Raw genomic sequence first — 26,726 nt, 5'->3', positions numbered from 1 at the left:
CATTCATTTATAAGTGTTGCCGGTACAAAAGGCAGCATGCAAAAAGCAATTCGGTGGTGCGGTAGTTCAGTTGGTTAGAATACCGGCCTGTCACGCCGGGGGTCGCGGGTTCGAGTCCCGTCCGCACCGCCACCGTATTTAGATGAGCCCCTGAGAGAAATCTCAGGGGTTTTTGCTATTTGTTGAATTTTTTGAGGCAGAAGTTGCAATCAGTTATTGGGATGTCATATTAATGGAGGAGATAACATTGAGGTAGGTTGGGGGCCACTTGATACGAAATAGCTACGTAAAAAAAATCCGTGCGAAAAAAAATCACACGCAAAAAAATTATGCTGTGAGATATGTTGCCGGACAGCCTGTAGAGCGAGTTTTCCCTGTTTTGAAACAGATAGTTGGCAAAACCTCACTACCATATGGAACCCCCTTTCTTGCTGATAATAGCGGATTTTCTGTTGCCATTTGGAATATTCATAAGCAGCAACGTCCATTATGGCAAAATGTCTTAGCCTCTTTAATTGAGAAGAGTGACCTTATCTTACTGCAAGAAGCACAAACGACTCCTGATTTACTGAAATTTGTTGCAGCCAGTGGTTTGATTGCAGATCAAGTACCTGCATTTGCTATCCCCCAACATCCATCAGGGGTGATGACATTAGCTTCAGCTTCCCCCATCTACTGTTGCCCATTACGGGAAAAAGAACCGATAATCAGGCTTTCAAAATCATCACTTATCACAATTTATCCTTTATCTGATGGTCGACAATTAATGGTAGTTAACGTACATGCCATCAATTTCAGCTTTGGTATTGATGTTTACAGCCGGCAGTTGAATAACATTGGTATCTATATCAGTATGCATGATGGCCCGGTGATATTTGCTGGCGATTTTAATGCCTGGAGTCGTCGGCGGTTTAAAGTGCTGGAGCGTTTTGCTCAACGTATGGGGCTTAAAGAAGTCTACTTTAATGATGATCACCGAACGATTGTATTTGGTAAACCCTTAGATTTTGTTTTTTACCGTGAGTTAAACGTTCTGAGTGCAACAGTTTTAACGACCGTCGCCTCTGATCACAATCCGCTTATGGTCAGGTTTTCGTTATAGAATACATAGATGATAGTTGACGTAGAGAATTAAACAGGGGAAGAGAAAAAACGCCGGAAGAATACCGGCGCTTTTGAAGGTAAGCTCTATTGGTTAGAAAGATGAGGCACGGCTATTTTTTTCTTCACACCGAAAAAATATGCGAGGGTTAGAACAAGCACCCAACCTACTCCTACATATAAGGCGTCCCTCGTCTGATCGAAAAAGCCGAGTAACAAGATGACTGCACTCATGAAAACAATCGTAATTGCAGGCGCTATTGGCCACATGGGTACTGGAAATTTTAAAGTCTTGATTTCTTCTACACTCATCTTACGACGCATAGCTACATGAGAAAGTAAAATCATCAGCCATACCCAAACTGTTGCGAATGTTGCAACTGACGCAATAAGGATAAAAATATCATCAGGGAGCAGATAATTGAGCAATACACCGAGTAGCAGAACAGTAATCATGACTAGAACGGTCATCCACGGAACACCATTACTGGTCAGTTTTTTGAATGACTCCGGTGCCTGTCCTTCTTGAGCCATGCCATACATCATGCGTCCGGCACCAAAAATATCGCTGTTAATAGCTGAAATAGCCGCAGTAATCACAACAACATTCAGAATATTTGCGGCTGAGCTAATTCCCAAATTAGAAAAAATTTGTACAAATGGGCTTCCGTTCTGACCGATCTGATTCCACGGATAGATGCACATCAGAATACATAAAGTCAGGACATAAAAGATCAAAATACGGAATGGAACAGCATTAATGGCTTTAGGTATTGTTTTTACCGGATCTTTAGCTTCACTGGCAGTAATACCAATAACTTCTATGCCCCCAAAAGCAAACATCACAATGGCAAATGAGGCAATCACACCACTAATGCCATTTGGCATAAAGCCACCATGTTCCCATAAATTGGCGATACCTGTAGTATATTCAGTCGCTTGACCAAAACCATAGATCATAATTACCAGGCCACCAATGATCATGGCAATAATGGCAGTAACCTTAACGATAGAAAGCCAAAACTCCATTTCACCGAAAATCTTCACATGGCATAGGTTTAGCGCCCCGATAAAACATACGATACCCAGAACCCAAATCCACTGATCGACATGTGGGAACCAAAGTTTCATATACATGCCGAATGCAGTGATATCAGCGAGGCAAACAAACAGCATTTCAAGAACATAGATCCAGCCAGTCAGGAAACCAGCTAATGGCCCCAGATAATGGCTGGCATACTGTGAAAAGGAACCGGAAACAGGATGGTGAACGGCCATTTCTCCAAGAGCTCTCATCACCATAAATACGGCAGCACCGCCGATTAAATAGGCCAGCAATACAGCAGGGCCTGCTTGCTGAATTGCAGCTGCTGAGCCATAAAACAGCCCTGTGCCTATTGCAGAGCCTAAAGCCATGAAGCGGATATGCCTTACACTCAGGCCCTGTTTAAGCTGATTTTCATTGTTTTGCATTCGTTAATCCCATCTATCTTTCATGCCAGAGAGTATTTTCAGGCATACGCTATTTCAGGCATACAATGCCGTGTCTGGCGTCAGATGCCAGTAAAAGCAACCTCGTACCATACCATAAAGATGGATGTTCGCGGGATAGATATCTGTAATAATAACGGGCAGTTTATTAAAACCAGAGTTTTTTTATGATCTACCCAATAAATGAAATGTTCCAGACTTTGCAGGGGGAAGGGGTATTTACCGGTGTTCCTTCTGTTTTCATTCGATTACAAGGATGTCCAGTAGGGTGCAGTTGGTGTGATACCAAGCATACTTGGGAAAAAAAGGCTGATAAGCAACAGCCGATGGAAAACATTTTGGTGAAGTCGCAGGATAGCGATATATGGGGAGTAGCAACGCCACGGCAAATTATTAATTTATTCACTCGCCAGGGATACACAGCACGTCATGTTGTTATCACTGGTGGAGAGCCGTGCTTGTACGATTTACGTCCCTTAACTGAAACGCTGGAAAGAGAGGGTTACCAGTGTCAGATAGAGACCAGTGGCACACATACAATCTATTGTTCTGATAAAACTTGGGTAACAGTTTCACCAAAAGTGAAAATGCGTGGTGGATACAAGGTCTTGTCAGAAGCTATGAAACGGGCAAATGAAGTTAAACATCCTGTCGGTCGGGAGCGCGATATTGAAGCATTAGACGAACTACTAGCCATGCTTAATGAAGATAATGCGCCGGTTATTGCTTTACAGCCTATCAGCCAGAAAGAGGAAGCTACTCGTTTATGTATTGAAACCTGCATTGCCCGTAACTGGCGTTTTTCCATGCAGACACACAAATACTTAAATATCGCCTGATGTGAATTGAATTTTTATATATGCATTCAGCACCAACACTTGGTGCTGAATGTTTTACTCTCCACGATAAATACAACCTGCGCTACAGGTTTCTTTTACCATGATGGCACTGAGTTGTGGCAAAGTGGGTTTTAATTCTCTCCAGATCCATTTGGCCAGAACTTCGCTGGTTGGATTTTCCAGACCAGGGATCTCATTGAGGTAGTGGTGATCGAGCCGCTCCCAAATTGGTTTGAAAGTAGCTTTTACATCGGCAAAGTCCATGAGCCATCCGCTATGGGGATCAACCTCACCGGTAATTTCCAGACGTACCATAAATGAGTGCCCATGTAGGCGGCCACATTTATGCCCTTCAGGAACATGTGGCAGGCGATGCGCCGCTTCAAATTGAAAATCTTTAAAGATGGTAGTGCTCATAATACTTTTTCCTGATTTCAAAAGGCCGGCTATTCTACCTGAACTTTCGGGCTTAACGTGATTTTTCTGTAGAAATAAAATCCAGTGTTTAACAACTTTATCGATATATTAAATCTGTAAATAAAGTTAGGTAATTTAGTTATTAGATATTGCAAACCTTTCTTTAATTCCAGGGTCAGTTGTGGGATAACCTTATGATTAATCCATGTTTATGATGATTGTTTATCATGATGATTGTTAATCATGGATATTGGCTATCGCAAAGGGCTTTGGATAATGACCGCAAAACCACCTTCAACTGCATTATTACCTATTTCTCCGGAACAATTGTCACGTCTGCAATCTGCGGTCAGTGATTTTTCTCCGCATCAATTAGCTTGGTTATCAGGCTATTTTTGGGGAATGTTAAACTCCCAGCCCCAAGCCAACGCTGTGGCACCAGCGCCAACTGTTCCCGAACAGGAAACGGTAACACTGATTTCTGCTTCTCAGACGGGTAATGCCCGTCGTTTGGCGGAACAACTCAGAGATGCCTTACTAACACAAAAGCTGAATGTGAATTTAGTTAATGCTGGTGATTATAAATTCAAACAGCTCGCAAAAGAACGGGTATTGATTATTATTGCTTCGACACAGGGTGAAGGTGAGCCAGCCGAAGAAGCCGTAGCACTCTATAAATATCTGCACTCCAAAAAAGCAGCTCCGATGAACGAGACGGTTTACGCTGTGTTTGGTTTGGGGGATACCTCTTATGAACACTTCTGTCAGGCGGGTAAAGACTTTGATCGCCGCCTGAGTGAATTAGGTGCCCAGCGGTTATTGGATCGTGTTGATGCTGATGTGGAATATCAGGACGTAGCAGCCCAATGGCGTCAACAAATAACAGATATCTTAAAACAGCGTGTACCGTCCCCAAATGATAATGCTATAGCTACAACTACAACTCAAATGGGGGCTACTAGTGAAGTTATCACCACTCCTTATACCAAAGAAGCTCCGCTAACCGCCTCTCTGTTAGTTAACCAAAAAATCACGGGTCGGGGTTCTGATAAAGATGTCCGCCACATTGAAATTGATCTGGGGGATGTAGATTTGCATTATCAGCCTGGTGATGCACTGGGTGTTTGGTTTGAAAACGATCCTGCATTAGTCGATGAACTGATTAATTTGCTCTGTCTGGAAGGAACTGAATCTGTCAATGTGCATGGAAAATCATTAACTCTGAGTGAGGCTCTGAGCAGCCATATTGAATTGACTCAAAACACGGCAGTTATTGTCGAAAAATATGCTGCATTAACGAAAGATGAAAAGTTGCTTGCTTTAGTCACTGATAAACCAGCACTACAGCAATATGCACAAAAAACACCCATTGTGGATATGGTCAGGCAAGTAGTCTTGCGTCCTGAAGTCCAACAATTTATCGATATATTGCGCCCACTAACCCCGCGGCTTTACTCCATCTCCTCCTCACAAGATGAAGTCGAAAATGAGGTGCATATTACGGTTGGTGTTGTTCGATATGACATAGAAGGACGAGCCCGTACTGGCGGAGCATCGGGCTATCTGGCAGATAGATTACAAGAAGATGACAGTATCCGTGTTTTTATCGAGCATAACGATAATTTCCGTTTACCTGCTGATCCTCAAACACCAATCATTATGATTGGCCCCGGCACAGGGATTGCACCATTCAGAGCGTTTTTACAACAGCGAGATCATCAGGGCGCTGAAGGTAAAAACTGGTTGTTCTTTGGTAATCCCCATTTTGTAGAAGATTTCTTGTATCAGGTTGAATTTCAGCGTTATGTCAAAGAGGGGTTATTAACTCGCATTGATTTGGCTTGGTCACGGGATCAACAGCATAAGATTTACGTACAGGACAAATTGCGTGAGCAGAGTGAAGAAATCTGGCGTTGGATCCAAGAGGGAGCACATTTATACGTCTGTGGAGATGCCAATCGTATGGCAAAAGATGTGGAACAGGCATTGCTGGATATCATTTCACAACAAGGTGGTATGGATGCCGAACAGGCCGATGAGTTTTTGAGTGAACTTCGCCTTGAGCGCCGTTATCAGAGGGATGTTTACTAGCGTGGGCAATGAAAAACCGTAAGTAATGAAAACCGACGGGCAATGAAAACAATGAGCAATGAAAAACAAGGTCCTTTGATTGTTGAAGGTAAACAGGCTGATAGTGAACGCATGAAGTTAGAAAGTAACTACTTACGTGGGACGATCAGCGAAGATCTAAAAAATGGGCTGACAGGCGGATTTGAAGGCGATAACTTTCTCCTTATCCGTTTCCACGGTATGTATCAGCAAGATGATCGTGACATCAGGGCAGAACGTGCGGAACAAAAACTGGAACCTCGCCACGCTATCATGCTGCGTTGTCGCTTACCGGGAGGTATTATCACTCCCCGCCAGTGGTTGGGCATTGATCAGTTTGCGACAGAGAACACTCTGTATGGCAGTATCCGGTTGACTAATCGGCAAACATTCCAATTTCATGGCATTTTAAAAAATAATCTCAAACCCGTGCATCAATTACTGGCTCAAATAGGGCTGGATTCACTGGCAACAGCCAATGATGTTAACCGTAACGTATTGTGTACCTCAAACCCGGTACAGTCTGCATTGCATCAGCAGGCTTATGAATGGGCGAAGAAAATATCGGAGCATCTTCTGCCGCGTACTAACGCTTACGCAGAAATCTGGCTGGACAAAGAAAAAATCGCGACAACCGATGAAGAGCCGATCCTTGGTAAAACTTATTTGCCTCGCAAATTCAAAACATCAGTTGTGATCCCGCCGCAAAATGATGTTGATCTACATGCCAACGATATGAACTTCGTTGCTATCGCAGAGAATGATCAGCTGATCGGTTTTAATGTGCTGGTGGGGGGGGGATTAGCCATGACTCACGGCGATAAGAAAACATTCCCGCGTTTGGCGAGTGAATTTGGTTATATTCCACTAGAGCATACCTTAGCGATTGCTGAAGCCATTGTGACAACACAGCGTGATTGGGGCAACCGAACCGATCGCAAAAATGCCAGAACTAAATATACCCTTGAGCGTGTCGGTGTTGAAACTTTCAAACAAGAAGTTGAAAAGCGTGCGGGCGTGAAATTTGAACCGATCCGTCCTTATGAATTTACTGGTCGGGGAGATCAAATTGGTTGGTTAAAAGGTATTGATGATCAATGGCACTTAACCTTGTTTATTGAAAATGGCCGCTTACTGGATTACCCGAACAAACCGTTAAAAACCGGGATTGCAGAAATTGCCAAAATCCACAAAGGTGATTTTCGTTTAACCGCGAATCAAAACCTGATTGTGGCAGGCGTGCCGGAGAGTGAAAAAGCACGTATTGAAGAAATTGCCCGTTTACATGGTCTTATTGATAACACTGTGACTTCTCTGCGCCACCACTCTATGGCATGTGTTTCGTTTCCGACATGTCCGCTGGCAATGGCAGAAGCTGAGCGTTTTTTGCCTGCTTTTGTCGATCATGTCGATGCTTTAATGGCAAAACATGGCGTCAGTCACGAACATATCGTTCTGCGCGTTACAGGTTGCCCGAATGGGTGTGGTAGAGCGATGTTGGCAGAAATAGGGCTGGTGGGTAAAGCGCTTGATCGTTATAACCTGCATCTTGGCGGAAATCGCAATGGTAGCCGCATCCCCCGTATGTATAGGGAAAATATCACCTCAGCCGAGATTTTGACAATACTGGACGAATTGATTAGTCACTGGGCAATAGAACGTAATGAGGATGAAGCTTTTGGTGATTTCTTGATCCGTGCCGGCATTATCAAACCAGTATTGAATTCAGCCGTTGATTTTTACGATTGGCAGGAGGCGATATGACCCCGCTCTGCTTATCTGAGCTACTGGTTTTGAATACTGAACAGCGCACGGAAGCGCTTGCCGAAATAAACCAACAACTGGAATTGCTGGCTGCCCGTCAGCGTGTAATCTGGGCATTGGAACACCTGCCCGGCGAATTTGTTCTTTCTTCCAGTTTTGGTATCCAGGCGGCAGTCTGCCTGCATCTGGTCACACAGGAATACCCTGATATTCCCGTTATCCTGACCGATACCGGTTATCTGTTCCCGGAAACCTATCGGTTTATTGATAAGCTGACTGACAAATTGAAACTGAACTTAAAAATATTTCGTGCAGAACAGAGTCCGGCCTGGCAGGAAGCACGCTATGGAAAACTGTGGGAACAAGGAATAGAAGGCATTGAGCACTATAACCAAATCAATAAAGTCGAACCGATGAACCGCGCATTGAAAATATTACGTGCACAAACCTGGTTTGCAGGTTTACGTCGCCAGCAATCGGAAAGTCGTGCTAATTTGCCGGTACTGGCGGTTCAGCGTGATGTATTTAAAATACTGCCGATTATTGATTGGGATAACCGCCGTATACATCAATACCTGACCCAACATGGTCTTGAATACCATCCACTGTGGGAAGAAGGTTATCTCTCTGTGGGGGATATCCATACAACACAAAAATGGGAACCGGGTATGAGCGAAGAACAAACCCGCTTTTTTGGCTTGAAGCGTGAATGTGGATTGCACGAAGGGTAAGGAAATATGACGAATATTTCTGATTTATCTTGGCTACGCTTCTTATTCAACAGAGCGTAGCTCGTTTAAATGATAATTGTATTGCAATTATTATGTGAATACATGAAGAAAGAATGCTAAATGATCTTGGGTGAAATAAAAAACAAATCATAAATAAAAATGATAAAATTGAGGCTGTGTTTTATCTGTAGCCTGGCAGAAGTATTTAAATAAATTGGTGAAACAGATGCAAGATATGATGATAAACGCCATTTTTATCATTCAGCTTATTAAAAATAAAAACTTTTTCCAAAGATCTTAGGATTTAAACAACCCTAAAATGTGATATATATCACAAAATAAACCCTCTCAGAAACGAGGGATGAACAATAAAAAAACAGTGATTTTCCCTGAATATTTCGCATGTTGTAATTTTATAACCCATTAAAAAACTTACCTTATACGATTCAGGAACTAATAATTACTTTTTGTCATTTCATAACCTCCTCACAGCTTCATATATTCATTTCTTAGATAATTATTACGAAATTAAACACTGAACACTGGATGGCATGTCATTGTGGATTATTTACCCTTATTTGTTGAACTGAAATCGCGTGCTGTTTTGCTGATAGGCGGCGGAGAAGTCGCTTCTCGTAAGGCGGGCTTGCTATTGCGTGCGGGGGCTGCGTTAACCATTGTTGCTCCTGAATTACATCCTGAATTGCAACAACGCCATCAAAAAGGGGAGCTTAAATGGTTACAGGGAGCTTTTCACACGGACTATCTTAATGGCGTATTTTTGGTGATTGCAGCAACTGATGACCACAGTTTAAACCAATATATTTTTGCAGAGGCTAATCGCCGCGCTATTTTGGTTAATGTAGTAGATGATCAGTCACTTTGCTCTGCTATTTTCCCTTCAATTATTGATCGCTCTCCAGTTATGGTAGCTATTTCATCTGCTGGAAAATCACCTGTATTAACACGATTATTGCGGGAAAAATTGGAATCCCTGTTGCCTTTTCATCTCGGCACGATGGCAGAAATTGCAGGGCGTTGGCGTAATCAGGTGAAACAGAGCCTGACTTCTCTGCGCCAGCGTCGTTATTTCTGGGAAAAAGCATTTAACGGACGTTTTGCCACACTAGTTGCTAATGGGCAGTTACAACAGGCAGAAGAGCAGTTAGATCAACAACTGCGCGATGAACAACTGAAACAAACCAGTAAGCGGGGAGAATTGGTGTTAGTCGGAGCAGGCCCCGGTGATCCGGGTTTGTTGACGTTAAAAGGGCTGCAAGTGATCCAGCAAGCAGATGTGGTGCTTTATGATCATCTGGTCAGCGCCGAAATACTCGAATTAGTTCGCCGTGATGCTGACAAAATCTGTGTAGGCAAAAGAGCAGGATGCCATTCAGTTGCACAGGAAGAAACCAATGCGTTGATTGTCAAACTGGCACATCAGGGGAAAAAAGTGGTTCGTCTGAAAGGAGGTGATCCCTTTATTTTTGGCCGTGGTGGAGAGGAATTACAGGTTGCCGTATCCGCAGGTATTCCTTTTCAGGTAGTGCCTGGTATTACTGCTGCTGTCGGCGCTTCTGCCTATGCGGGTATTCCCTTGACACACAGGGAACATTCCCAAAGCGTCACTTTTATTACCGGGCATTGCCGTGAAAATGGTAATGAGCTGGACTGGCTCGCATTGGCACGAGGCAATCAAACACTGGCGATTTATATGGGAGTTATAAAGTCAGCTCTGATCAGCCAGAAACTGATTTCACACGGGCGGGATGCCAATACACCAGTTGCCGTGATTGGCTGCGGAACTCGTTCCGAACAACAAGTACTAACCGGAATGCTTTCCGAACTGGAACGATTGGCACAGGATGCGCCATCACCAGCATTGCTGGTGGTAGGAGAGGTAGCTCAACTTCACCATCAGTTAGCATGGTTCACTCAACAGGCCGTAGATCAGAGAAAGTTATTAGATCCAGACCAATCTGTTGCTCCGGTAAATCGCCCCGTTGTTGTTGACTTAGAATAAGGAATTATCAATGGAAGAAAAAAGACTAACTCATTTGCAGCAACTTGAAGCCGAAAGTATCCATATTATCCGCGAAGTCGCTGCTGAATTTGCCAATCCGGTAATGCTTTATTCCATTGGTAAAGATTCTTCGGTGATGCTGCACCTCGCACGTAAGGCATTTTATCCGGGAAAACTGCCTTTTCCGTTGCTGCATGTCGATACAGGCTGGAAGTTCCGGGAAATGTATGAATTTCGCGATCAGGCAGCAGAAAAATATGGCTTTGAATTGCTGGTCTATCGTAACCCGCAAGGTGAAGAACTGGGAATTAATCCTTTTATTCATGGTAGTGCAAAACATACGGACATTATGAAAACGGAAGGATTGAAGCAGGCTCTGGACAAATATGGATTTGACGCCGCTTTTGGTGGTGCAAGGCGTGACGAAGAGAAATCCCGTGCCAAAGAGCGTATCTATTCTTTCCGTGATCGTTCCCATCGTTGGGATCCCAAAAATCAGCGCCCGGAACTTTGGCGTAACTATAATGGCCAGATTAATAAAGGTGAAAGTATCCGTGTATTCCCGTTATCTAACTGGACGGAGTTGGATATCTGGCAATATATCTATTTAGAACAGATAGATATTGTTCCTCTCTATTTTGCTAAACCTCGTCCGATTGTTCAGCGCGATGGCACATTGATTATGGTTGATGATGATCGTATCGATTTGAAATCAGGTGAAGTTATCAGTCAGCGCAAAGTTCGCTTCAGGACGTTGGGGTGTTGGCCTTTGACGGGTGCTGTGGAATCGGAAGCGGAAACATTGCCGGAAATTATCGAAGAAATGTTGATATCAACAACCAGTGAGCGGCAGGGTCGGCTTATTGACGGTGATCAATCTGGCTCAATGGAGCTGAAAAAACGCCAGGGTTATTTTTAAAGGCATAGCATTATTTTTTGAGGAGAGAAGAATATGCCGACACTTGCACATAATGAATCCATCGCCAATCAAATCAAACAGCAGGGTGGTGTTGAATCCTATTTGAAAGCACAGCAGGAAAAGGGATTATTGCGTTTTTTAACTTGTGGCAGTGTAGATGATGGTAAAAGTACCCTGATTGGTCGTCTGCTGCATGATACTCGCCAGATCTATGAAGATCAGCTTGCGACTTTGCAAAGTGACAGTAAACGGTTGGGGACACAGGGAGAGAAGTTAGATCTGGCGCTTTTAGTGGATGGCCTTGTGGCTGAACGGGAACAAGGGATTACCATAGATGTCGCATATCGTTATTTTTCCACTGAAAAACGCAAGTTTATTATCGCGGATACACCGGGGCATGAGCAATATACCCGTAATATGGCAACAGGGGCGTCAACCTGTGATCTTTCGATTTTACTGATAGATGCGCGAAAAGGAGTACAGGAACAGACTCGTCGCCATAGTTTTATCAGTACGCTGTTGGGTATTCGCCATCTGGTGGTAGCAGTGAATAAAATGGATCTGATGGAGTATAGACAAGAGATTTTCGCTCAGATCAAACAGGATTATTTACATTTCACTGAGCAATTGCCTGCCGATTTGCATATTTATTTTGTCCCCATATCTGCGTTGGAAGGGGACAATATTGTCAGCAGCAGTGAAAATATGCCGTGGTATACCGGAGAAACATTGCTGAATATTCTTGAATCGGTTGATGTACATAAAGATGTTACGAAGCAGTCACTGCGTTTTCCAGTGCAATATGTCAATCGCCCTGATCTGGATTTTCGCGGTTACAGCGGTACGTTGTCATCGGGAATTTTACGTCAGGGGCAGAAAATCAAAGTAATGCCATCAGGCAGAATTTCAACGGTTGAGCGGATCGTCACTTTCGACGGTGATTTACCTTTTGCTGTGCCGGGTGAAGCTATCACCATCGTACTGAAAGATGAAATAGATATCAGCCGGGGTGACCTTTTGGTTGCGGTTGAAGATCAAATAATTGTCGCTCATCATGCTTTGGTGGATGTTGTCTGGATGTCAGAAAAGCCGCTGATTCAGGGACAAAGTCTGGATATCAAGGTGGCTGGTAAAAAGAGTCGTGCCAAAATTGATAATGTGCAATATCAGGTAGATATCAATAACCTGACACAAAAAGTTGCGGTTGAGTTGCCGCTGAATGCCATTGGGCTGGTGGAATTTTCATTTGATGAGCCATTGCTTCTCGACAGTTACCAGCAAAATGCGGATACCGGCGGTATCATTCTGATTGACCGTTTGACTAATGTCACTGTTGGTGCTGGATTGGTACGTGAAGTTCAGACCGATGTTTATCAAGAGCCGAAAGAGTACAGTGAGTTTGAACTGGAATTCAATCGATTAGTACGCCACCATTTCCCGCATTGGGGAGCTCGTGATTTATTGGGGGGAAAATAAGTGGCTCAGGTCGAAAATACTGATACCTTTTCCGATAATAATATTGTCTGGCATTCACATGATGTAAGCAGAAAACAGCGGGAAGCCGTTAATGGGCATCCTGCTTTGGTTATTTGGTTTACCGGGTTATCAGGTTCAGGGAAATCTACGCTGGCGGGAATGTTGGAGCAGGTTTTATTCTCACAGGGGATCAAAACCTATTTGTTGGATGGTGATAATGTGCGTCACGGTTTGTGCCGTGATCTGGGGTTTTCTGAGGCTGATAGACAGGAGAATATTCGGCGTGTGGGAGAAGTTGCGAAATTAATGGTTGATGCCGGGCTGGTGGTATTGACGGCATTTATTTCTCCTGGCCGGGCTGAGCGACAAAAAATACGCCAATCAATGGAATCTGGTCAATTTATTGAAGTATTTGTAGATACACCTCTGGCGATTTGTGAATCCCGTGATCCGAAAGGTTTATATAAAAAAGCACGAGCCGGGGAAATTCCGAATTTCACCGGAATTAATGCGACTTATGAAGCACCAGAACAGCCTGATATCTATTTGGATGGTTCGCAAGGTATTGAATTATTAATGGAAAAACTGCTTCTTGCACTCAATGATCGCTATATTGTGACTATTTGATATCTCACTTAAATTTCCCATTCTCCAAACAGAGTAGATACACATTATTGCAGGCGAGGTGATGTGTTTCTACACTCATTTCAATTAATACTTTTCCATTATGTCTTGTGATCACATTTCAGAAGCCAGTTTGTGATAGTGGCGTCATTCTTTGAGTTATGGGATGATTAGCGGGTTTTTCTGGGGGCGGAAATGGGTAAACTAACGCTACTATTACTGTTTTTGCTTGGCTGGTTACAGTATTCGCTGTGGTTCGGCAAGAATGGTATCCACGATTATGTGCGAATAAAAGATGAGGTTGAAAAACAAGAGAAAGACAACCTTTTCCTTAAGTCACGTAATGATCAGTTATTTGCTGAAATTAAAGATCTGAAAAGCGGTCAACAAGCAATTGAAGAACGTGCCCGCAATGAATTAGGTATGATTAAACCGGGCGAAACTTTTTATCGCATGGTGCCCGATTCAGCGAAACAAAACTCGCAACAATCTGTGAGTCGCAATACTTTAGGGCAAAATACCTTAGGACAAAATACATTGGGGCAAAATGTCTTGGGACAGAATAGTGAACAATAACTCAAATAAAGTACCCATTCTTCATTATCCCGCAGATACTGTTATGATTGATTTAACTTTATGACTGAAATAGTTGCCTTGATCCCGGCGGCTGGTATTGGCAGCCGGATGAAATCAGAATGCCCGAAACAATATCTTAACGTTGCGGGAAAAACCATTATTGAGCACACGTTGTCTGTATTGCTTGAACATTCCCGTATACAGCAAATTGTTATTGTGCTGAATCCTGCTGACACGCAATTTAACCAATTGGTTATTGCTTCTGATCCACGTATCACAACCGTTATTGGTGGTGATGAGCGTGCTGCTTCTGTGCTGGCGGGACTGAATTATTTGTCAGAACTTTCACCGGAACGCTCAACTTGGGTTTTAGTCCATGATGCAGCTCGTCCTTGTTTACATCGGGATGACCTTGATAACTTACTGCAATTGGTCGATAAAAACGAGAGCTCTCCTGCTGTGTGTGACGGTTTGTTTTATGGTGGATCGTTTTATGGTGGCTCACTTTGTGGTGGATTACTGGCAGCTCCCGTCAGGGACACAATGAAACGTATGCTGGTTTCGCCGGTGGAAAAAATATCTGCGGTAAATCCATTACTTGTTGATCATACAGTTGATCGTAATGGCCTTTGGCACGCGTTAACTCCGCAATTATTTCCTTTACAGCTATTGCGTGATTGCTTGATTAAAGCGCTTTCAGAGCAAGCCTGCATTACGGATGAATCTTCAGCATTGGAATATTGCGGCCATCGTCCAGTCCTGATCAAAGGAAGAGCGGACAATATTAAAGTGACCGAACCTGAAGATCTGGCATTGGCTGAGTTTTATCTATCCCGAAAATCAAAGGAACATAGCGTATGAGAATTGGTCACGGTTTTGATGTACATAAATTTGGTGGAGAAGGGCCATTGATCATTGGCGGCGTCCGTATTCCTTATGAGCAGGGATTGATTGCACATTCAGATGGTGATGTCGCCTTACATGCTGCAACTGATGCTCTGTTGGGGGCTGCGGCTTTGGGAGATATCGGGAAATTGTTTCCAGATACTGATCCGGCCTTTAAAGGTGCAGATAGCCGTGAATTGTTGAAAGAAGCCTATCGGCGTATCCGTGAAAAAGGTTATCGGATTGGTAATCTTGATATCACAATTATCGCGCAAGCACCTAAAATGTTGCCCCATATTCCTCAGATGCGGGTTAATCTGGCAGAAGATCTTGAGTGCCATATGGATGACATTAACGTTAAAGCGACAACCACTGAAAAACTGGGATTTGTCGGACGTAAAGAAGGTATTGCCTGTGAAGCAGTGGCTTTGCTGGTGAAGGAATAAGCATGGTATTGCATGAATTACATTGGCTTTATGATCGCCCGGAAGCAACCGGAGTTGTTAAAGCAGCACCAGAAGATTTTATTGTTCGTGAAGATTTAGGTTTTTCTCCTGATGGAGAAGGCGAACATTTAATGGTACATATCCGTAAGACAGGATGTAACACTCAGTTTGTTGCCGATCATCTTGCTCGTTTTGCCAAAATATCAGCACGCTCTGTCAGCTATGCGGGTTTAAAAGATCGTAATGCAGTGACTGAACAGTGGTTCTGTTTGCATCTGCCGGGAAAACAAGATCCCGATTTAACTACATTCCAGCTTGAAGGGTGTGAAATACTGGGCACCGCTCGCCAGAAACGCAAACTACGCATTGGTGCATTGAAAGGTAATGATTTTACACTGATTTTAAGAGAAGTTTCTGATCGGCAATCAGTGGAAAAACGCTTGCAACTGGTAGCTCAGACAGGTGTTCCTAATTATTTTGGCGAACAGCGTTTTGGGCGTAATGGGCAGAATCTGGTTCAGGCACAGCGTTGGGCAGAAAATGAAATACAGGTTAAAGAACGCAATCGCCGTAGCTTTTACCTTTCTGCTTGCCGCAGTGCTATGTTTAATACCATTACTAGCATACGTATTGCACAGGGTGAGCATCAGCAGGTACAAAATGGTGACGCATTACAGTTAACAGGGCGTGGTAGTTGGTTTGTGGCTGACGAATCTGAACTGGCTGTGCTACAGCAGCGGGTTATCGATGGGGAGTTACAGATTACCGCTCCGTTGCCGGGAGACAAGGCATTGGGGACACAACATCAGGCTCTGGATTTTGAACAGCGATGCTTACAAGATTACGGTTCACTGTGGGCATTGGTTAAGCGTGAACGTGTAGAAAGCGCTCGCAGGGCGATGTTGGTGAAACCACTTAATTTGCGTTGGGAATGGCAGGATGACCAAACTGTCACTCTTCATTTTTCTTTGCCATCAGGTAGTTTTGCAACCAGTGTTGTCAGGGAATTGATTAATCAGGATAAAAATAACGCTGCTGATATTGCTGAGTAGTGATTTTTTATTTCTGATTCCCTTCACTTATTTCCAGTCATAGGGTTAGCGATATGACTGGAATTTTATTTCCTTTCCAGGTAGTGAATGTAAATACACTTTCTTCTATTTTTTCTACAGATTCTTTGTTCATTATATTGATGGATAATTTTTGTGGTAAGTATTTTCTTATTTAAACAGGCTGAATGTAAAGCGCTCTACAAAATGGGTTGCCTCATGCTAAGATCAAACGATTTTCTGATAATCCTGATCTTGTCCTGGGAAGTAAGTTACACCATGAAAATAGGACAATGGATAGGGAAAATCACAGTATCATTCTATGTTTTAATAAGTAAAATCAATGAGATATTTTAATGCTGCGGATATTGCTAAGTAATGATGATGGTGTCACTGCGCCGGGTATTCAAACTTTAGCGGCTAAATTACGGGAACAATATCATGTGCAGGTTATTGCACCTGATCGTAACCGTAGCGGTGCGTCGAATGCTTTAACGTTGGATCGTCCTTTGCGTATCAGCGTATTGAATAATGGTGATGTTGCAGTTAGGGAAGGAACACCGACAGACTGTGTTTACTTGGGGGTCAATAAGTTAGTTCGTCCTCGCCCGGATATTGTGGTTTCAGGGATCAACTGTGGTCCCAATTTAGGTGATGATGTAATTTATTCCGGTACAGTTGCTGCTGCAATGGAAGGGCGTCATTTAGGGTTACCCGCCCTTGCCGTATCACTTGATGGTGACAAACATTATGACACAGCAGCAGAAGTTACTGTACGTTTGTTGAATCTGTTACAAAAATTCCCATTGAGAGCCGGTAATATTCTGAACATCAATGTGCCTGATATACCTATTGAGCAAATCAAAGGGTTTAAGGTAACACGATGTGGTTGCCGAAGTGCGGCTGAAGAAGTTTATTCTCTGGAAGATCCCAAGGGCGATATGCTTTATTGGATAGGGCCTCCGGGAGAAAAGCATGATGCTGGCCCGGAAACAGATTTTGCTGCGGTAGAAGAAGGATTTGTCTCCATTACTCCTTTGCAGGTAGATTTGACAGCCTATAAAGCACAGGAATTGGTCGCTGATTGGTTGTTGAAAGTCGGGGAAATGGGAGAATGTTAAGTCGGTTAATGAAAAATTTGCTGACACAATTGCGCCAGCAGGGAATACAGAACGAACACCTGCTGGACGTGATATCCAGAGTGCCCAGGGAATGCTTTGTGGATGAAGCCTTGGCGCATAAGGCATATGAAAACACAGCATTGCCCATTGGATCTGGGCAGACTATATCTCAGCCGTATATTGTTGCTCGTATGACTGAGCTACTGAATTTGACCCCTGAATCTAATGTGTTGGAGATTGGAACGGGATCTGGCTATCAGACGGCTATACTTGCTCATTTAGCCAGGCATGTTTTCTCCGTAGAACGTATTAAGGGGTTACAGTGGCAGGCTAAGCGCAGGTTAAAACAGCTCGATTTGCATAATATCTCAACCCGCCATGGGGATGGCTGGAATGGTTGGCCGTCAAAGGGACCATTTCATGCCATTATCGTCACAGCAGCACCTCCAGAAATACCACAGGCACTATTACATCAGCTTGCAGATGGCGGCGTGATGGTATTGCCAGTTGGTGAGCGTTCTCAGTCGCTAAAAGTGGTACGTCGCTATGGGAACGATTTTCATAGTGAAGTCATCGAATCTGTTCGTTTCGTACCCCTGATCCAGGGCGAACTGGCATAATCTGCTGATTTAAATTTTTTTGCCGCTATTTTTAAATTAGTCATCATTTTTTGAGATAAAAAAAGTATTTTGCTTTAAATATTTTTGTACATCTAAATTTCTTTATAAATCATCATGCTTATCACTTATATTTGCCTTTATGGGGGAATAAGGTATGAAAGTAGGAAACTTAATGAAAAAAATACAGTGGATAATAACCTGCGTTATTATGGGAGTCATTCTGACAGGTTGTAGTAATACAACGAACCGTCCTGCACCAATAGTGAGTGTGGATAATCAGGAAAAAAACGGAATAATATCCTCCCGGAGTCCATCGGTTTCGAGACCTATGCCATCTTCTCCCCCTGTCATTTCTACAAATCGGCCAATAGAGCATCGTGCTTCAGATAATAGATATCCAGTGAATCATGCTGGCAATATGCCTGCTCAGCAAGAGGGGATCGTCTATGACCGCAATTATGAGAACATTCCTAAAGGCAGCTATAACGGCAATACTTACACAGTTAAACATGGAGACACTTTATTTTACATTGCGTGGATTACTGGTAAAGATTTTCGTGATATATCTCACATAAATGGTATTTCAGAACCTTATAGCTTAAATGTTGGTCAAGTCCTGAGAATTGGCAATGCAAACTCCAAAAATGGTGTATTAATAGCATCAAATAGTACTCAATCTGAAATTGAGCAGGTTGATTTTCAAAAAGGTAATGCGTATCCTGCAAATATTGATAGGCGGAATCCTGGAAAGATGTTGCCAAGAGTGACAGTTTCTGATAGTGACGATGCCGCCTCTAAAGCATCTCCAGAGACAGGTTTAAATGCGAGTAAGGCGATCAATAATTGGAAATGGCCTGCGGAAGGAAAGATTCTTGAAGGTTTCTCAGATTCTCGGGGTGGAAATAAAGGCATTGACATTGCGGGGAGTCGTGGCCAACCCGTTTTTGCGGCCGCTAATGGGAAAGTTGTTTACACCGGAAACGCATTACGCGGATATGGAAATCTAATAATAATAAAACATGATGATGACTACCTGAGTGCCTATGCTCACAATGACGCTATGTTGGTGCGAGATCAGCAAGAAGTACAGGCAGGGCAAAAAATAGCCACTATGGGTAGCACCGGAACCAGTTCAGTAAGATTGCATTTTGAGATTAGATACAGGGAAAAATCCGTAAACCCGCTGCGTTATCTTCCGCAGCGATAAACCGGGGCAGGAACCTGAACTCCTGTCCGCATTATCATGGGTAGGAGCAGCTGATGAGCCAAGGTACGCTTAAAGTTAATGAGTTGTATGAAGAGGCGGATTTAGACGAAAGTGGCATGGAAGCCGATGACTTTGATGAAGCGTTGCTGAAAGACGAGGATGATTTAACGAGTCTTGATGAAGATTTGGATTTGTTGCAAGGAGTAAACCAGCGAGTTCTTGATGCAACACAGCTTTATCTCGGAGAGATTGGTTTTTCTCCTTTGTTGACAGCAGAGGAAGAAGTTCTTTTCGCCAGACGCGCATTGCGGGGAGATATTGCTGCACGCCAGCGCATGATTGAAAGTAATTTGCGGTTGGTAGTTAAAATCTCCCGCAGATATAGCAACCGAGGGCTGGCACTTTTGGATTTGATTGAAGAAGGTAATCTTGGTCTTATTCGAGCAGTAGAAAAATTCGATCCTGAAAGAGGTTTTCGTTTTTCCACTTATGCAACTTGGTGGATCCGCCAGACAATTGAACGGGCTATTATGAATCAAACTCGTACGATTCGTTTGCCTATTCATATCGTTAAAGAGCTAAATGTTTATTTACGTACTGCCAGAGAGTTGGCTCATAAATTGGATCATGAGCCAAGTATTGAAGAAATAGCGGAAAAACTGGATAAACCAGTTGATGATGTAGGTCGTATGATGCGACTTAATGAACGTATTACTTCCGTTGATACGCCAATTAGTGGGGATTCAGATAAAGCATTATTGGATATTTTGTCTGATGAAAATGATTCAGGGCCAGAAACAACTATTCAGGATGATGATATGAAACAAAGTATTGTCAAATGGTTGTTTGAGTTGAATGCAAAACAACGTGAAGTTCTGGCTCGCCGTTTTGGTTTACTTGGATACGAAGCGGAAACATTGGAAGATGTCGGGCGAGAAATTGGGTTAACCAGGGAAAGAGTCCGTCAGATTCAGGTGGAAGGGTTGCGTCGTCTCAGAGATATTCTGCACACCCAGGGCTTGAACATTGAATCATTATTTCGTACTTAATTTTTATGCCTAATAGCATTCAAGATATGGCTGAAAAAGCTGTAACTTGAAAGATAAAGAGATAATTGAATAAAAAGGTGGACTTATTAGCTCACCTTTTTATTTATTATTTGGTTAATTTACTGGAACATCATAATTTCTGGCGAAATCACTACTTATATTAGTGTAACTATTTATAGGTATACCACTATGGAATTTGAAATCAGGATCTGGTGACTGAATAAGCTCAGCTTCAATTTGACCGAAATATTTCACTCTTTCAGTAATATCTTCTTTAGAAATAGATTGAGCCAGCGTTAAATAATCCTGATAATGGCGTGCTTCTGAACGCAGCAGAGAAATATAAAATTTACTCAACTCTTCATCCAGATGAGGAGCCAGTTTCGCGAAACGCTCACAAGAGCGAGCTTCAATATATGCCCCAATAATCAACTTATCTACCAACGTGTAAGGTTCATGGTTCGTGATATGCTGAAATAATGACTTGGCATAACGACTGGCGCTGATGCTGTCATAGTTGATTCCTCTGGCATCCATAATTTCCAGCACTTGATAAAAGTGGTGTAGTTCTTCTTTAATCAATAACACCATTTTATCAATCAGCGTTTGGCCATAGGGGGATTTTTCTCGTGCTGTAATTTGCTTGGTAACCTGACTTTTGTCTTTCAATGAATGAATATCGCCCATTTTTTTATAGGCGAAATCCTCATAGGGTTTAAACCATGCTAGCAAAGTGTCAGCACTTGCAGGATCTACAGCGTATTTGCGGATCAGGAACATTGCGCTTTGAGCTGCTTTTAATTCACACAGAAGGTGATCACGCAGTAAAACCGGAAGATTTTCCGGTTGTCGTGCTTTTTCTACCCATTGATCCGGTGTCTCACACTGTAAAAATTGATAAATTGGCTCTAACAGGTTGATATTAAGTTTCATTTGTAAACCCGTCATTTTTATACAATATCCTTGTTACACCATGTCTTTCAAACGATAAATCCAATCTAATGCTTGACGTGGTGTCAAGGAATCTGGATTCAGATTTTCCAACGCTTCAACCGCTGGAGAAGTTTCTTCTGTCAGTAGCGTCAATTGGGGGGTATCGACATAACCTACAGTTGCGTTATTGGAAAGCGATTCCAGTTCTTTCAATTTTTGGCGTGCTCGTTTGATAACATCGCGGGGGACACCTGCCAGTGAAGCAACAGCCAACCCGTAACTTTTGCTGGCAGCACCCTCTTGAACATTGTGCATAAAAGCAATGGTATCGCCATGTTCTACAGCATCCAGATGGATATTAACCACCCCTTCGAGCTTTTCAGGCAGTTTTGTTAATTCAAAATAGTGAGTAGCAAACAGCGTCATTGCTTTGATGCGATTAGCCAGATTTTCAGCGCAGGCCCAGGCGAGGGATAGACCATCGTAAGTTGATGTACCACGCCCGATCTCATCCATCAGAACCAGACTATGCTCTGTTGCGTTATGCAGGATATTGGCAGTTTCGGTCATTTCCACCATGAAGGTTGAACGCCCTGAAGCCAGATCATCGGAAGCCCCTACCCGTGTGAAAATACGGTCTACAGGCCCAATTACGGCTTTTTCAGCAGGAACAAAACTGCCGATATACGCCAATAACGTAATTAAGGCTGTCTGACGCATATAAGTACTTTTACCCCCCATATTCGGCCCTGTGATGATTAACAGACGACGTTGCGATGAAAGCGTTAATGGGTTTGCAATAAAAGGCTCACTGAGCACCTGCTCGACAACCGGATGACGACCGCCTGTGATTTGTATCCCCGCTTTATCAGTCAGGGTCGGGCAAGTATAGTTCAATGTTTCAGCGCGTTCAGACAGGTTTGCCAGAACATCTAATTCTGAAAGGGCTTCCGCACTGGTTTGCAATGCAGCCAGATGAGGGAGCAATAAATCGAACAGTTCTTCATACAGTGCTTTTTCGATAGCGAGCGCTTTACCTTTGGAAGTCAGAACCTTATCTTCATATTCTTTTAGTTCAGGAATAATGTAACGTTCTGCGTTTTTCAGGGTTTGGCGGCGTACATAATGAATCGGTACGAGATGGCTTTGTCCACGGCTGACCTGAATATAGTAACCATGCACGGCATTGAAGCCGACTTTCAAAGTATCAATACCAAGCTTTTCGCGTTCGCGGATTTCCAGTCTGTCAAGATAATCACTGGCCCCATCCGCCAATGCCCGCCATTCGTCTAACTCAGCATTATAGCCGGTTGCAATCACGCCACCATCACGTACCAGAACCGGAGGTGTTTCGACAATCGCTTTTTCCAACAGTGTTTGTAACTCATCGAAATGACCGATACGCTGTTGTAATACTTGGATATAAGGCGAATCAGAGGAGGCCATAATCTGGTGGATATCAGGTAATTGCTGGAATGCATGACGCATTCTTGCCAGATCACGGGGACGAGCGGAACGAAGAGCGAGGCGGGCAAGTACACGTTCTAAGTCACCAATCTGACGTAAAAACGGTTGTAGCTCAAAGCCGATTTCCTGGAGTGCAGAAATCGCCTGCTGGCGATTTTCCAGTATATTTTTGTTACGAATCGGAGTATGTAGCCAACGTTTCAACATGCGGCTGCCCATTGGCGTTACACACTGGTCCAACACCGAAGCCAACGTATTTTCAGTGCCTCCCGACAGATTTTGGGTCAATTCGAGATTACGGCGGGTTGCAGCATCCATAATGACGGTTTCTTGCTGACATTCCATCGTAATATTGCGGATATGGGGCAGAGCAGTGCGCTGCGTATCTTTGACATATTGCAGCAGACAACCCGCAGCCCGAAGCGCCAGCGTGGCTTTTTCCACACCAAAACCTATCAGGTCACGAGTACCAAATTGCAAGTTCAATTGCTGCCTTGCCGTATCCAGTTCAAATTCCCACATTGGGCGGCGACGCAGACCGTGGCAGCGTTCAATCAGCGCCATATGACTGAAAGTTTCAGGGTAAAGTAATTCTGCCGGGCGAGTACGTTGAAGCTCTGCTGAGATGGTATCCTCATCAGCTATTTCAGAAACACGGAAGCGGCCAGAAGTGATATCCAAAGTAGCATACCCGAATCCTTGGCTGTCATGCCAGATAGCCGCCAGAAGATTATCCTGACGTTCTTGCAGCAATGCTTCGTCAGTGACAGTACCCGGCGTTACGATACGTACAACTTTACGTTCTACAGGACCTTTACTGTTAGCAGGATCACCAACCTGCTCACATATTGCCGCAGATTCACCGAGTTGAACCAGTTTTGCCAGATAGTTTTCGATTGCATGATAAGGAACTCCTGCCATTGGAATTGGCTGGCCTGCGGATTGCCCACGTTTAGTCAGCGAAATATCCAGTAACTTTGCCGCCTTTTTGGCATCGTCATAGAACAACTCATAAAAGTCCCCCATGCGGTATAGCAGCAGAATGTCCGGGTGTTGCGCTTTCAGTCGCAGATACTGCTGCATCATTGGGGTATGGCTATCTATATCCTTTGCTGGAGATTCTTTCATATTGATTTGATTCAATTTTTTATTCCTGTTGACTCGGTTGGGCTATCGACACTCAGTCAACCCATCGAAATGACAAAACCTAAATATAATCAGCTAAGGATAGAACGTTAATGAACCTCATGCTGGGCGAAAACACTATCTTATCACTGATAATCTGTGTGATTCATCTGTGGATTCGATTGCTTACATAAAGAGCAAGAGTTGCAGGGTAGGATATCAGGATTGTAATCGGGAATGTATCAGATTTTCTGACTATGAAACAGGATTGCGAAGCCGCTCGATTTAAATCATTTTGCTATGTATACCGCTATGCTCCTACTGTTTTTGCAAATGTTAATTGAAATTAGTCTTGAGAGATTGATTGTAATGCCTATTCTTGTTCAAGATAGGCATAATGGGTTTTCTGTTGCGACTATATTCTATTCTGTACGTGAAGATTGATAAGAATGTGATAAGCGAATTAATGCCTTTTGTTCATGATCATCAAAATTACCAAGAATTAACCCAACAGTCGGGCCATCATCAATGGCACCTAATGAACTGCCACATTGGCTGCAAAATGCACGGCTGGAATAATCTGAAGATCGATACAGGGATGGAAAACCACCTTTACCAATCCATTGAATAGAATTTTTGGGAAACTCTACCCAACAGAGCATCAATGCCCCAGAGTGTTTTTGGCACATAGTACATGAACAGGTATGAGGATTGACTGGAATCCCTGTAGCAATAAATCTGATATTGCCGCATAAACAGCCACCACGATATTCTGATATGCTCATAGTTATCCCTTATATAACGTTTTAGCACAATATGTAATACTTCCATCTTCTTTGATAACAACTTCTCCATCTGATGTAATTTATTTCTGAGATAAAATAGCAAAAGCCAGTAATTAAGTTATATGACTAACTTATTTATTTAAACAGTGGCACATAACGATCCCGCGACCAGCGGTAATATAAAGCCAGCATATTGTTTATTTCTTCGGGAACACATTTTTCAGGAGAAAAAACATTATCTGGGGAAATTTCAGTATCACCATTAACCCATTCAAACATTTCCTGATACTCATCGTGAGTAGGATCTTTAAGAATATTAATCAGATCTACATAGCCGTAGACTCCGCCACAATCCTCTGGAGGACAGGCTTGTTCACCTTCGAGGCAGAAGATCGGCATAGGTAATTCTTCGGGAGAATAGTTACTGTTTTCTAATAAAACTTCATGCTCCCAGGCATCACCAAAGTCATAAAGATAAATGAATTTACTTCCTTTACGTTTGATAAGTGAATCAAGTTTGAATTTCCCTTCTTCCAGACCTTCTCCTGGCCCTTCCGGCATTTCAGTGAAGCGTTTAGAATCAAAAATAAACTCATGTAAATGGCTATCTTCCCATCCCATAACGATTTGAATTACATCATGTAATCTATCCAGTGAAATATTGGATGGAACAATGAAACGACGCCATATAGCAGGTTTTGTTTCCGTAAGTGTAATCTTTAACTGATAAAACTTTTCCATTTTTCGCCCTTAATTGCTTGGATAATTGATACTGATGGGGAAGTATATATATTGAATATTGGAAAACTACATTACAGTATGAAGTGTACATAATGAGAATGCGAACAAATTTTAATAAATAGCTTGAGTTATTCACTTATGCAAGGGCATTATTAAGAGTGTAATCCTACGTACTGAAAAATAAGAGAAAATAAATGGAAAATAGCAATAATATATTGATAAAAAATGCAGAAGAAATAAAAAGAATGGAGATCGCCGGGCGTTTGACCGGGCAAGTGCTTGAAGCTGTTCGGCCAATTATCACTCCGGGAATAACAACTTTGGAAATAGATGCATTTTGTCATGACTATATTGTTAATACTCTCGGAGCAATTCCCGGTAGCTTGGGGCAATATGGTTTTCCGCATACTGCCAATACATCGGTTAATCATGTTGTCTGTCATGGCTGGCCATCTGATAAGAGACTGAAAAATGGTGATATTGTCAATGTGGATGTGACGGTTAAAAAAGATGGGTACTACGGCGATAGTAGTGTCACATTTTGTGTCGGAGAAGTTGCTTCTCATGTCAAGCGCTTGGTAGATGTGACGCAGGAGTGTCTGTATAAAGCAATTAAGATTGTAAAGCCGGGGATCACACTGGGAGATATCGGGCAGGCAATACAGCAGCACGCTGAGGCGAATAATTATAGCGTTGTACGCGAATATTGTGGTCATGGGATAGGCAGTAATATGCATGAAGAGCCCCAGGTTTTGCACTATGGCAGAGCTGGTGAAGGGGTTGTATTGGAAGAAGGTATGACTTTCACAATTGAACCGATGATTAATCAGGGGAAAAAAGAGATCAAATTGCATAAGGATGGCTGGACAGTGACAACAAAAGATCGTCGATTTTCAGCCCAGTTTGAACATACTGTCTTGGTTACTCATAATGGTTTCAAAGTCTTGACTCTACGGGATGAAGAACGTGAAGTTTTTGAGCGTTGTAAATACCCTATGGATCTCAACATAATTAACCAATAAGTATCGATTTCTTATAATTATGTAAAATTATGGGGATTTTATGCCTTTATTTTATAAGAATAAAAATACTTTTTATTTTATTTCTTGCTGCTATCAATAAACGTATATATTTCATATTGCTCTCTCTGTTTTCCATCGTTGGAATATTGTACGCCTCATTTGGGCTAAGTACAGTTCTAAGGGATTGTCGCAAAAGATGTTGTCCA

Annotated in this window: 24 protein-coding genes and 1 tRNA gene; 19 read left to right on the top strand and 6 right to left on the bottom strand. The window is 42.9% G+C overall.

What is annotated here, in order from left to right; all coding sequences use genetic code 11:
* The first annotated feature begins 55 nt into the window (after window positions 1-55).
* Together ABLA85_RS04985 and ABLA85_RS04980 are read left to right on the top strand one after the other, a co-directional pair.
* A tRNA-Asp gene (locus tag ABLA85_RS04985) sits at window positions 56-132 on the top strand.
* Window positions 133-268: 136 nt separating this feature from the next.
* Complete coding sequence (locus ABLA85_RS04980) at window positions 269-1,102, top strand: endonuclease/exonuclease/phosphatase family protein (protein ID WP_367961881.1); 834 nt, start codon at window positions 269-271, stop codon at window positions 1,100-1,102.
* Between the two features lie 86 nt (window positions 1,103-1,188).
* On the opposite strand, the gene ABLA85_RS04975 is transcribed toward ABLA85_RS04980, so the two are convergent.
* On the bottom strand, window positions 1,189-2,574 hold the full coding sequence (locus ABLA85_RS04975) for an amino acid permease (RefSeq protein WP_047686113.1): 1,386 nt from the start codon (window positions 2,572-2,574) through the stop codon (window positions 1,189-1,191).
* Between the two features lie 185 nt (window positions 2,575-2,759).
* On the opposite strand from ABLA85_RS04975, the gene queE reads away from it, so the two are divergent.
* Entirely contained in the window at window positions 2,760-3,431 is a 672-nt protein-coding gene (queE, locus tag ABLA85_RS04970; RefSeq protein WP_367961879.1) for a 7-carboxy-7-deazaguanine synthase QueE, read from the top strand.
* 54 nt (window positions 3,432-3,485) lie between these two features.
* Here queE and queD read toward each other — a convergent pair whose 3' ends face one another.
* Window positions 3,486-3,848 carry a 6-carboxytetrahydropterin synthase QueD gene (queD, locus tag ABLA85_RS04965; RefSeq protein ID WP_367961877.1) on the bottom strand — a complete coding sequence of 121 codons (363 nt, stop codon included), beginning with the start codon at window positions 3,846-3,848 and terminating at the stop codon, window positions 3,486-3,488.
* 276 nt (window positions 3,849-4,124) lie between these two features.
* Between queD and cysJ the strand changes: the two genes are divergently transcribed.
* The 15 genes from cysJ to rpoS all read left to right on the top strand — a co-directional run bounded on the left by cysJ (window position 4,125) and on the right by rpoS (window position 20,447).
* A complete protein-coding gene (gene cysJ, locus ABLA85_RS04960) occupies window positions 4,125-5,939 on the top strand; it encodes an NADPH-dependent assimilatory sulfite reductase flavoprotein subunit (RefSeq protein WP_367961905.1) in 1,815 nt (604 codons plus the stop codon).
* Window positions 5,940-5,990: 51 nt separating this feature from the next.
* Window positions 5,991-7,721 (top strand): assimilatory sulfite reductase (NADPH) hemoprotein subunit, encoded by a 1,731-nt coding sequence (gene cysI, locus ABLA85_RS04955; protein ID WP_367961875.1) that lies wholly within the window; start codon window positions 5,991-5,993, stop codon window positions 7,719-7,721.
* Window positions 7,718-8,452, top strand: a complete 735-nt coding sequence (locus ABLA85_RS04950; RefSeq protein WP_367961873.1) for a phosphoadenylyl-sulfate reductase — start codon at window positions 7,718-7,720, stop codon at window positions 8,450-8,452. The genes cysI and ABLA85_RS04950 overlap by 4 nt, the downstream gene beginning before the upstream one ends.
* A 559-nt stretch (window positions 8,453-9,011) precedes the next feature.
* On the top strand, window positions 9,012-10,475 hold the full coding sequence (gene cysG / locus ABLA85_RS04945) for a siroheme synthase CysG (RefSeq protein ID WP_367961871.1): 1,464 nt from the start codon (window positions 9,012-9,014) through the stop codon (window positions 10,473-10,475).
* Window positions 10,476-10,485: 10 nt separating this feature from the next.
* The gene (gene cysD, locus ABLA85_RS04940) at window positions 10,486-11,394 is read left to right on the top strand and encodes a sulfate adenylyltransferase subunit CysD (protein WP_367961869.1); all 909 of its coding nucleotides are present in this window, start codon (window positions 10,486-10,488) and stop codon (window positions 11,392-11,394) included.
* Window positions 11,395-11,427: 33 nt separating this feature from the next.
* Entirely contained in the window at window positions 11,428-12,870 is a 1,443-nt protein-coding gene (cysN, locus tag ABLA85_RS04935) for a sulfate adenylyltransferase subunit CysN (protein ID WP_367961867.1), read from the top strand.
* Window positions 12,871-13,497 (top strand): adenylyl-sulfate kinase, encoded by a 627-nt coding sequence (gene cysC, locus ABLA85_RS04930; protein ID WP_367961866.1) that lies wholly within the window; start codon window positions 12,871-12,873, stop codon window positions 13,495-13,497.
* 192 nt (window positions 13,498-13,689) lie between these two features.
* Window positions 13,690-14,070, top strand: coding sequence for a cell division protein FtsB (gene ftsB, locus ABLA85_RS04925; RefSeq protein WP_367961865.1), 381 nt, complete (start codon window positions 13,690-13,692; stop codon window positions 14,068-14,070).
* 60 nt (window positions 14,071-14,130) lie between these two features.
* Window positions 14,131-14,931: a 2-C-methyl-D-erythritol 4-phosphate cytidylyltransferase gene (locus ABLA85_RS04920; RefSeq protein ID WP_367961864.1), complete on the top strand. Its 801-nt coding sequence runs from the start codon at window positions 14,131-14,133 to the stop codon at window positions 14,929-14,931.
* Window positions 14,928-15,401, top strand: a complete 474-nt coding sequence (gene ispF, locus ABLA85_RS04915; protein WP_086955344.1) for a 2-C-methyl-D-erythritol 2,4-cyclodiphosphate synthase — start codon at window positions 14,928-14,930, stop codon at window positions 15,399-15,401. The genes ABLA85_RS04920 and ispF overlap by 4 nt, the downstream gene beginning before the upstream one ends.
* 2 nt (window positions 15,402-15,403) lie before the next feature.
* Entirely contained in the window at window positions 15,404-16,453 is a 1,050-nt protein-coding gene (truD, locus tag ABLA85_RS04910; protein ID WP_367961862.1) for a tRNA pseudouridine(13) synthase TruD, read from the top strand.
* A 353-nt stretch (window positions 16,454-16,806) separates the two neighbouring features.
* Window positions 16,807-17,571, top strand: coding sequence for a 5'/3'-nucleotidase SurE (gene surE, locus ABLA85_RS04905; RefSeq protein ID WP_367961859.1), 765 nt, complete (start codon window positions 16,807-16,809; stop codon window positions 17,569-17,571).
* A complete protein-coding gene (locus ABLA85_RS04900) occupies window positions 17,565-18,191 on the top strand; it encodes a protein-L-isoaspartate(D-aspartate) O-methyltransferase (protein ID WP_047678639.1) in 627 nt (208 codons plus the stop codon). The genes surE and ABLA85_RS04900 overlap by 7 nt, the downstream gene beginning before the upstream one ends.
* Before the next feature lie 154 nt (window positions 18,192-18,345).
* Window positions 18,346-19,398, top strand: coding sequence for a murein hydrolase activator NlpD (nlpD, locus tag ABLA85_RS04895; RefSeq protein WP_367961858.1), 1,053 nt, complete (start codon window positions 18,346-18,348; stop codon window positions 19,396-19,398).
* A 53-nt stretch (window positions 19,399-19,451) separates the two neighbouring features.
* Window positions 19,452-20,447 (top strand): RNA polymerase sigma factor RpoS, encoded by a 996-nt coding sequence (gene rpoS, locus ABLA85_RS04890; RefSeq protein ID WP_367961857.1) that lies wholly within the window; start codon window positions 19,452-19,454, stop codon window positions 20,445-20,447.
* A 114-nt stretch (window positions 20,448-20,561) separates the two neighbouring features.
* Here the strand turns inward: rpoS and ABLA85_RS04885 are convergent, their stop codons facing one another.
* The 4 genes from ABLA85_RS04885 to ABLA85_RS04870 form a co-directional block, all read right to left on the bottom strand.
* Entirely contained in the window at window positions 20,562-21,380 is an 819-nt protein-coding gene (locus tag ABLA85_RS04885) for a tRNA isopentenyl-2-thiomethyl-A-37 hydroxylase MiaE (RefSeq protein ID WP_367961903.1), read from the bottom strand.
* A 33-nt stretch (window positions 21,381-21,413) separates the two neighbouring features.
* Window positions 21,414-23,975 carry a DNA mismatch repair protein MutS gene (gene mutS, locus ABLA85_RS04880; RefSeq protein ID WP_367961901.1) on the bottom strand — a complete coding sequence of 854 codons (2,562 nt, stop codon included), beginning with the start codon at window positions 23,973-23,975 and terminating at the stop codon, window positions 21,414-21,416.
* A gap of 419 nt (window positions 23,976-24,394) precedes the next feature.
* Entirely contained in the window at window positions 24,395-24,757 is a 363-nt protein-coding gene (locus ABLA85_RS04875) for a GFA family protein (RefSeq protein WP_367961855.1), read from the bottom strand.
* A gap of 135 nt (window positions 24,758-24,892) precedes the next feature.
* On the bottom strand, window positions 24,893-25,498 hold the full coding sequence (locus ABLA85_RS04870; RefSeq protein WP_367961852.1) for a plasmid pRiA4b ORF-3 family protein: 606 nt from the start codon (window positions 25,496-25,498) through the stop codon (window positions 24,893-24,895).
* Window positions 25,499-25,692: 194 nt separating this feature from the next.
* On the opposite strand from ABLA85_RS04870, the gene map reads away from it, so the two are divergent.
* A complete protein-coding gene (gene map, locus ABLA85_RS04865; protein WP_367961850.1) occupies window positions 25,693-26,520 on the top strand; it encodes a type I methionyl aminopeptidase in 828 nt (275 codons plus the stop codon).
* Window positions 26,521-26,726 lie beyond the last annotated feature (206 nt).

This window comes from Xenorhabdus sp. SGI246 (assembly GCF_040838225.1).
Classification (GTDB): Bacteria; Pseudomonadota; Gammaproteobacteria; order Enterobacterales; family Enterobacteriaceae; genus Xenorhabdus; species Xenorhabdus indica.
Note: the sequence above shows the minus strand (reverse complement) of the source record. Positions and strands in the feature narration are given on the sequence as shown.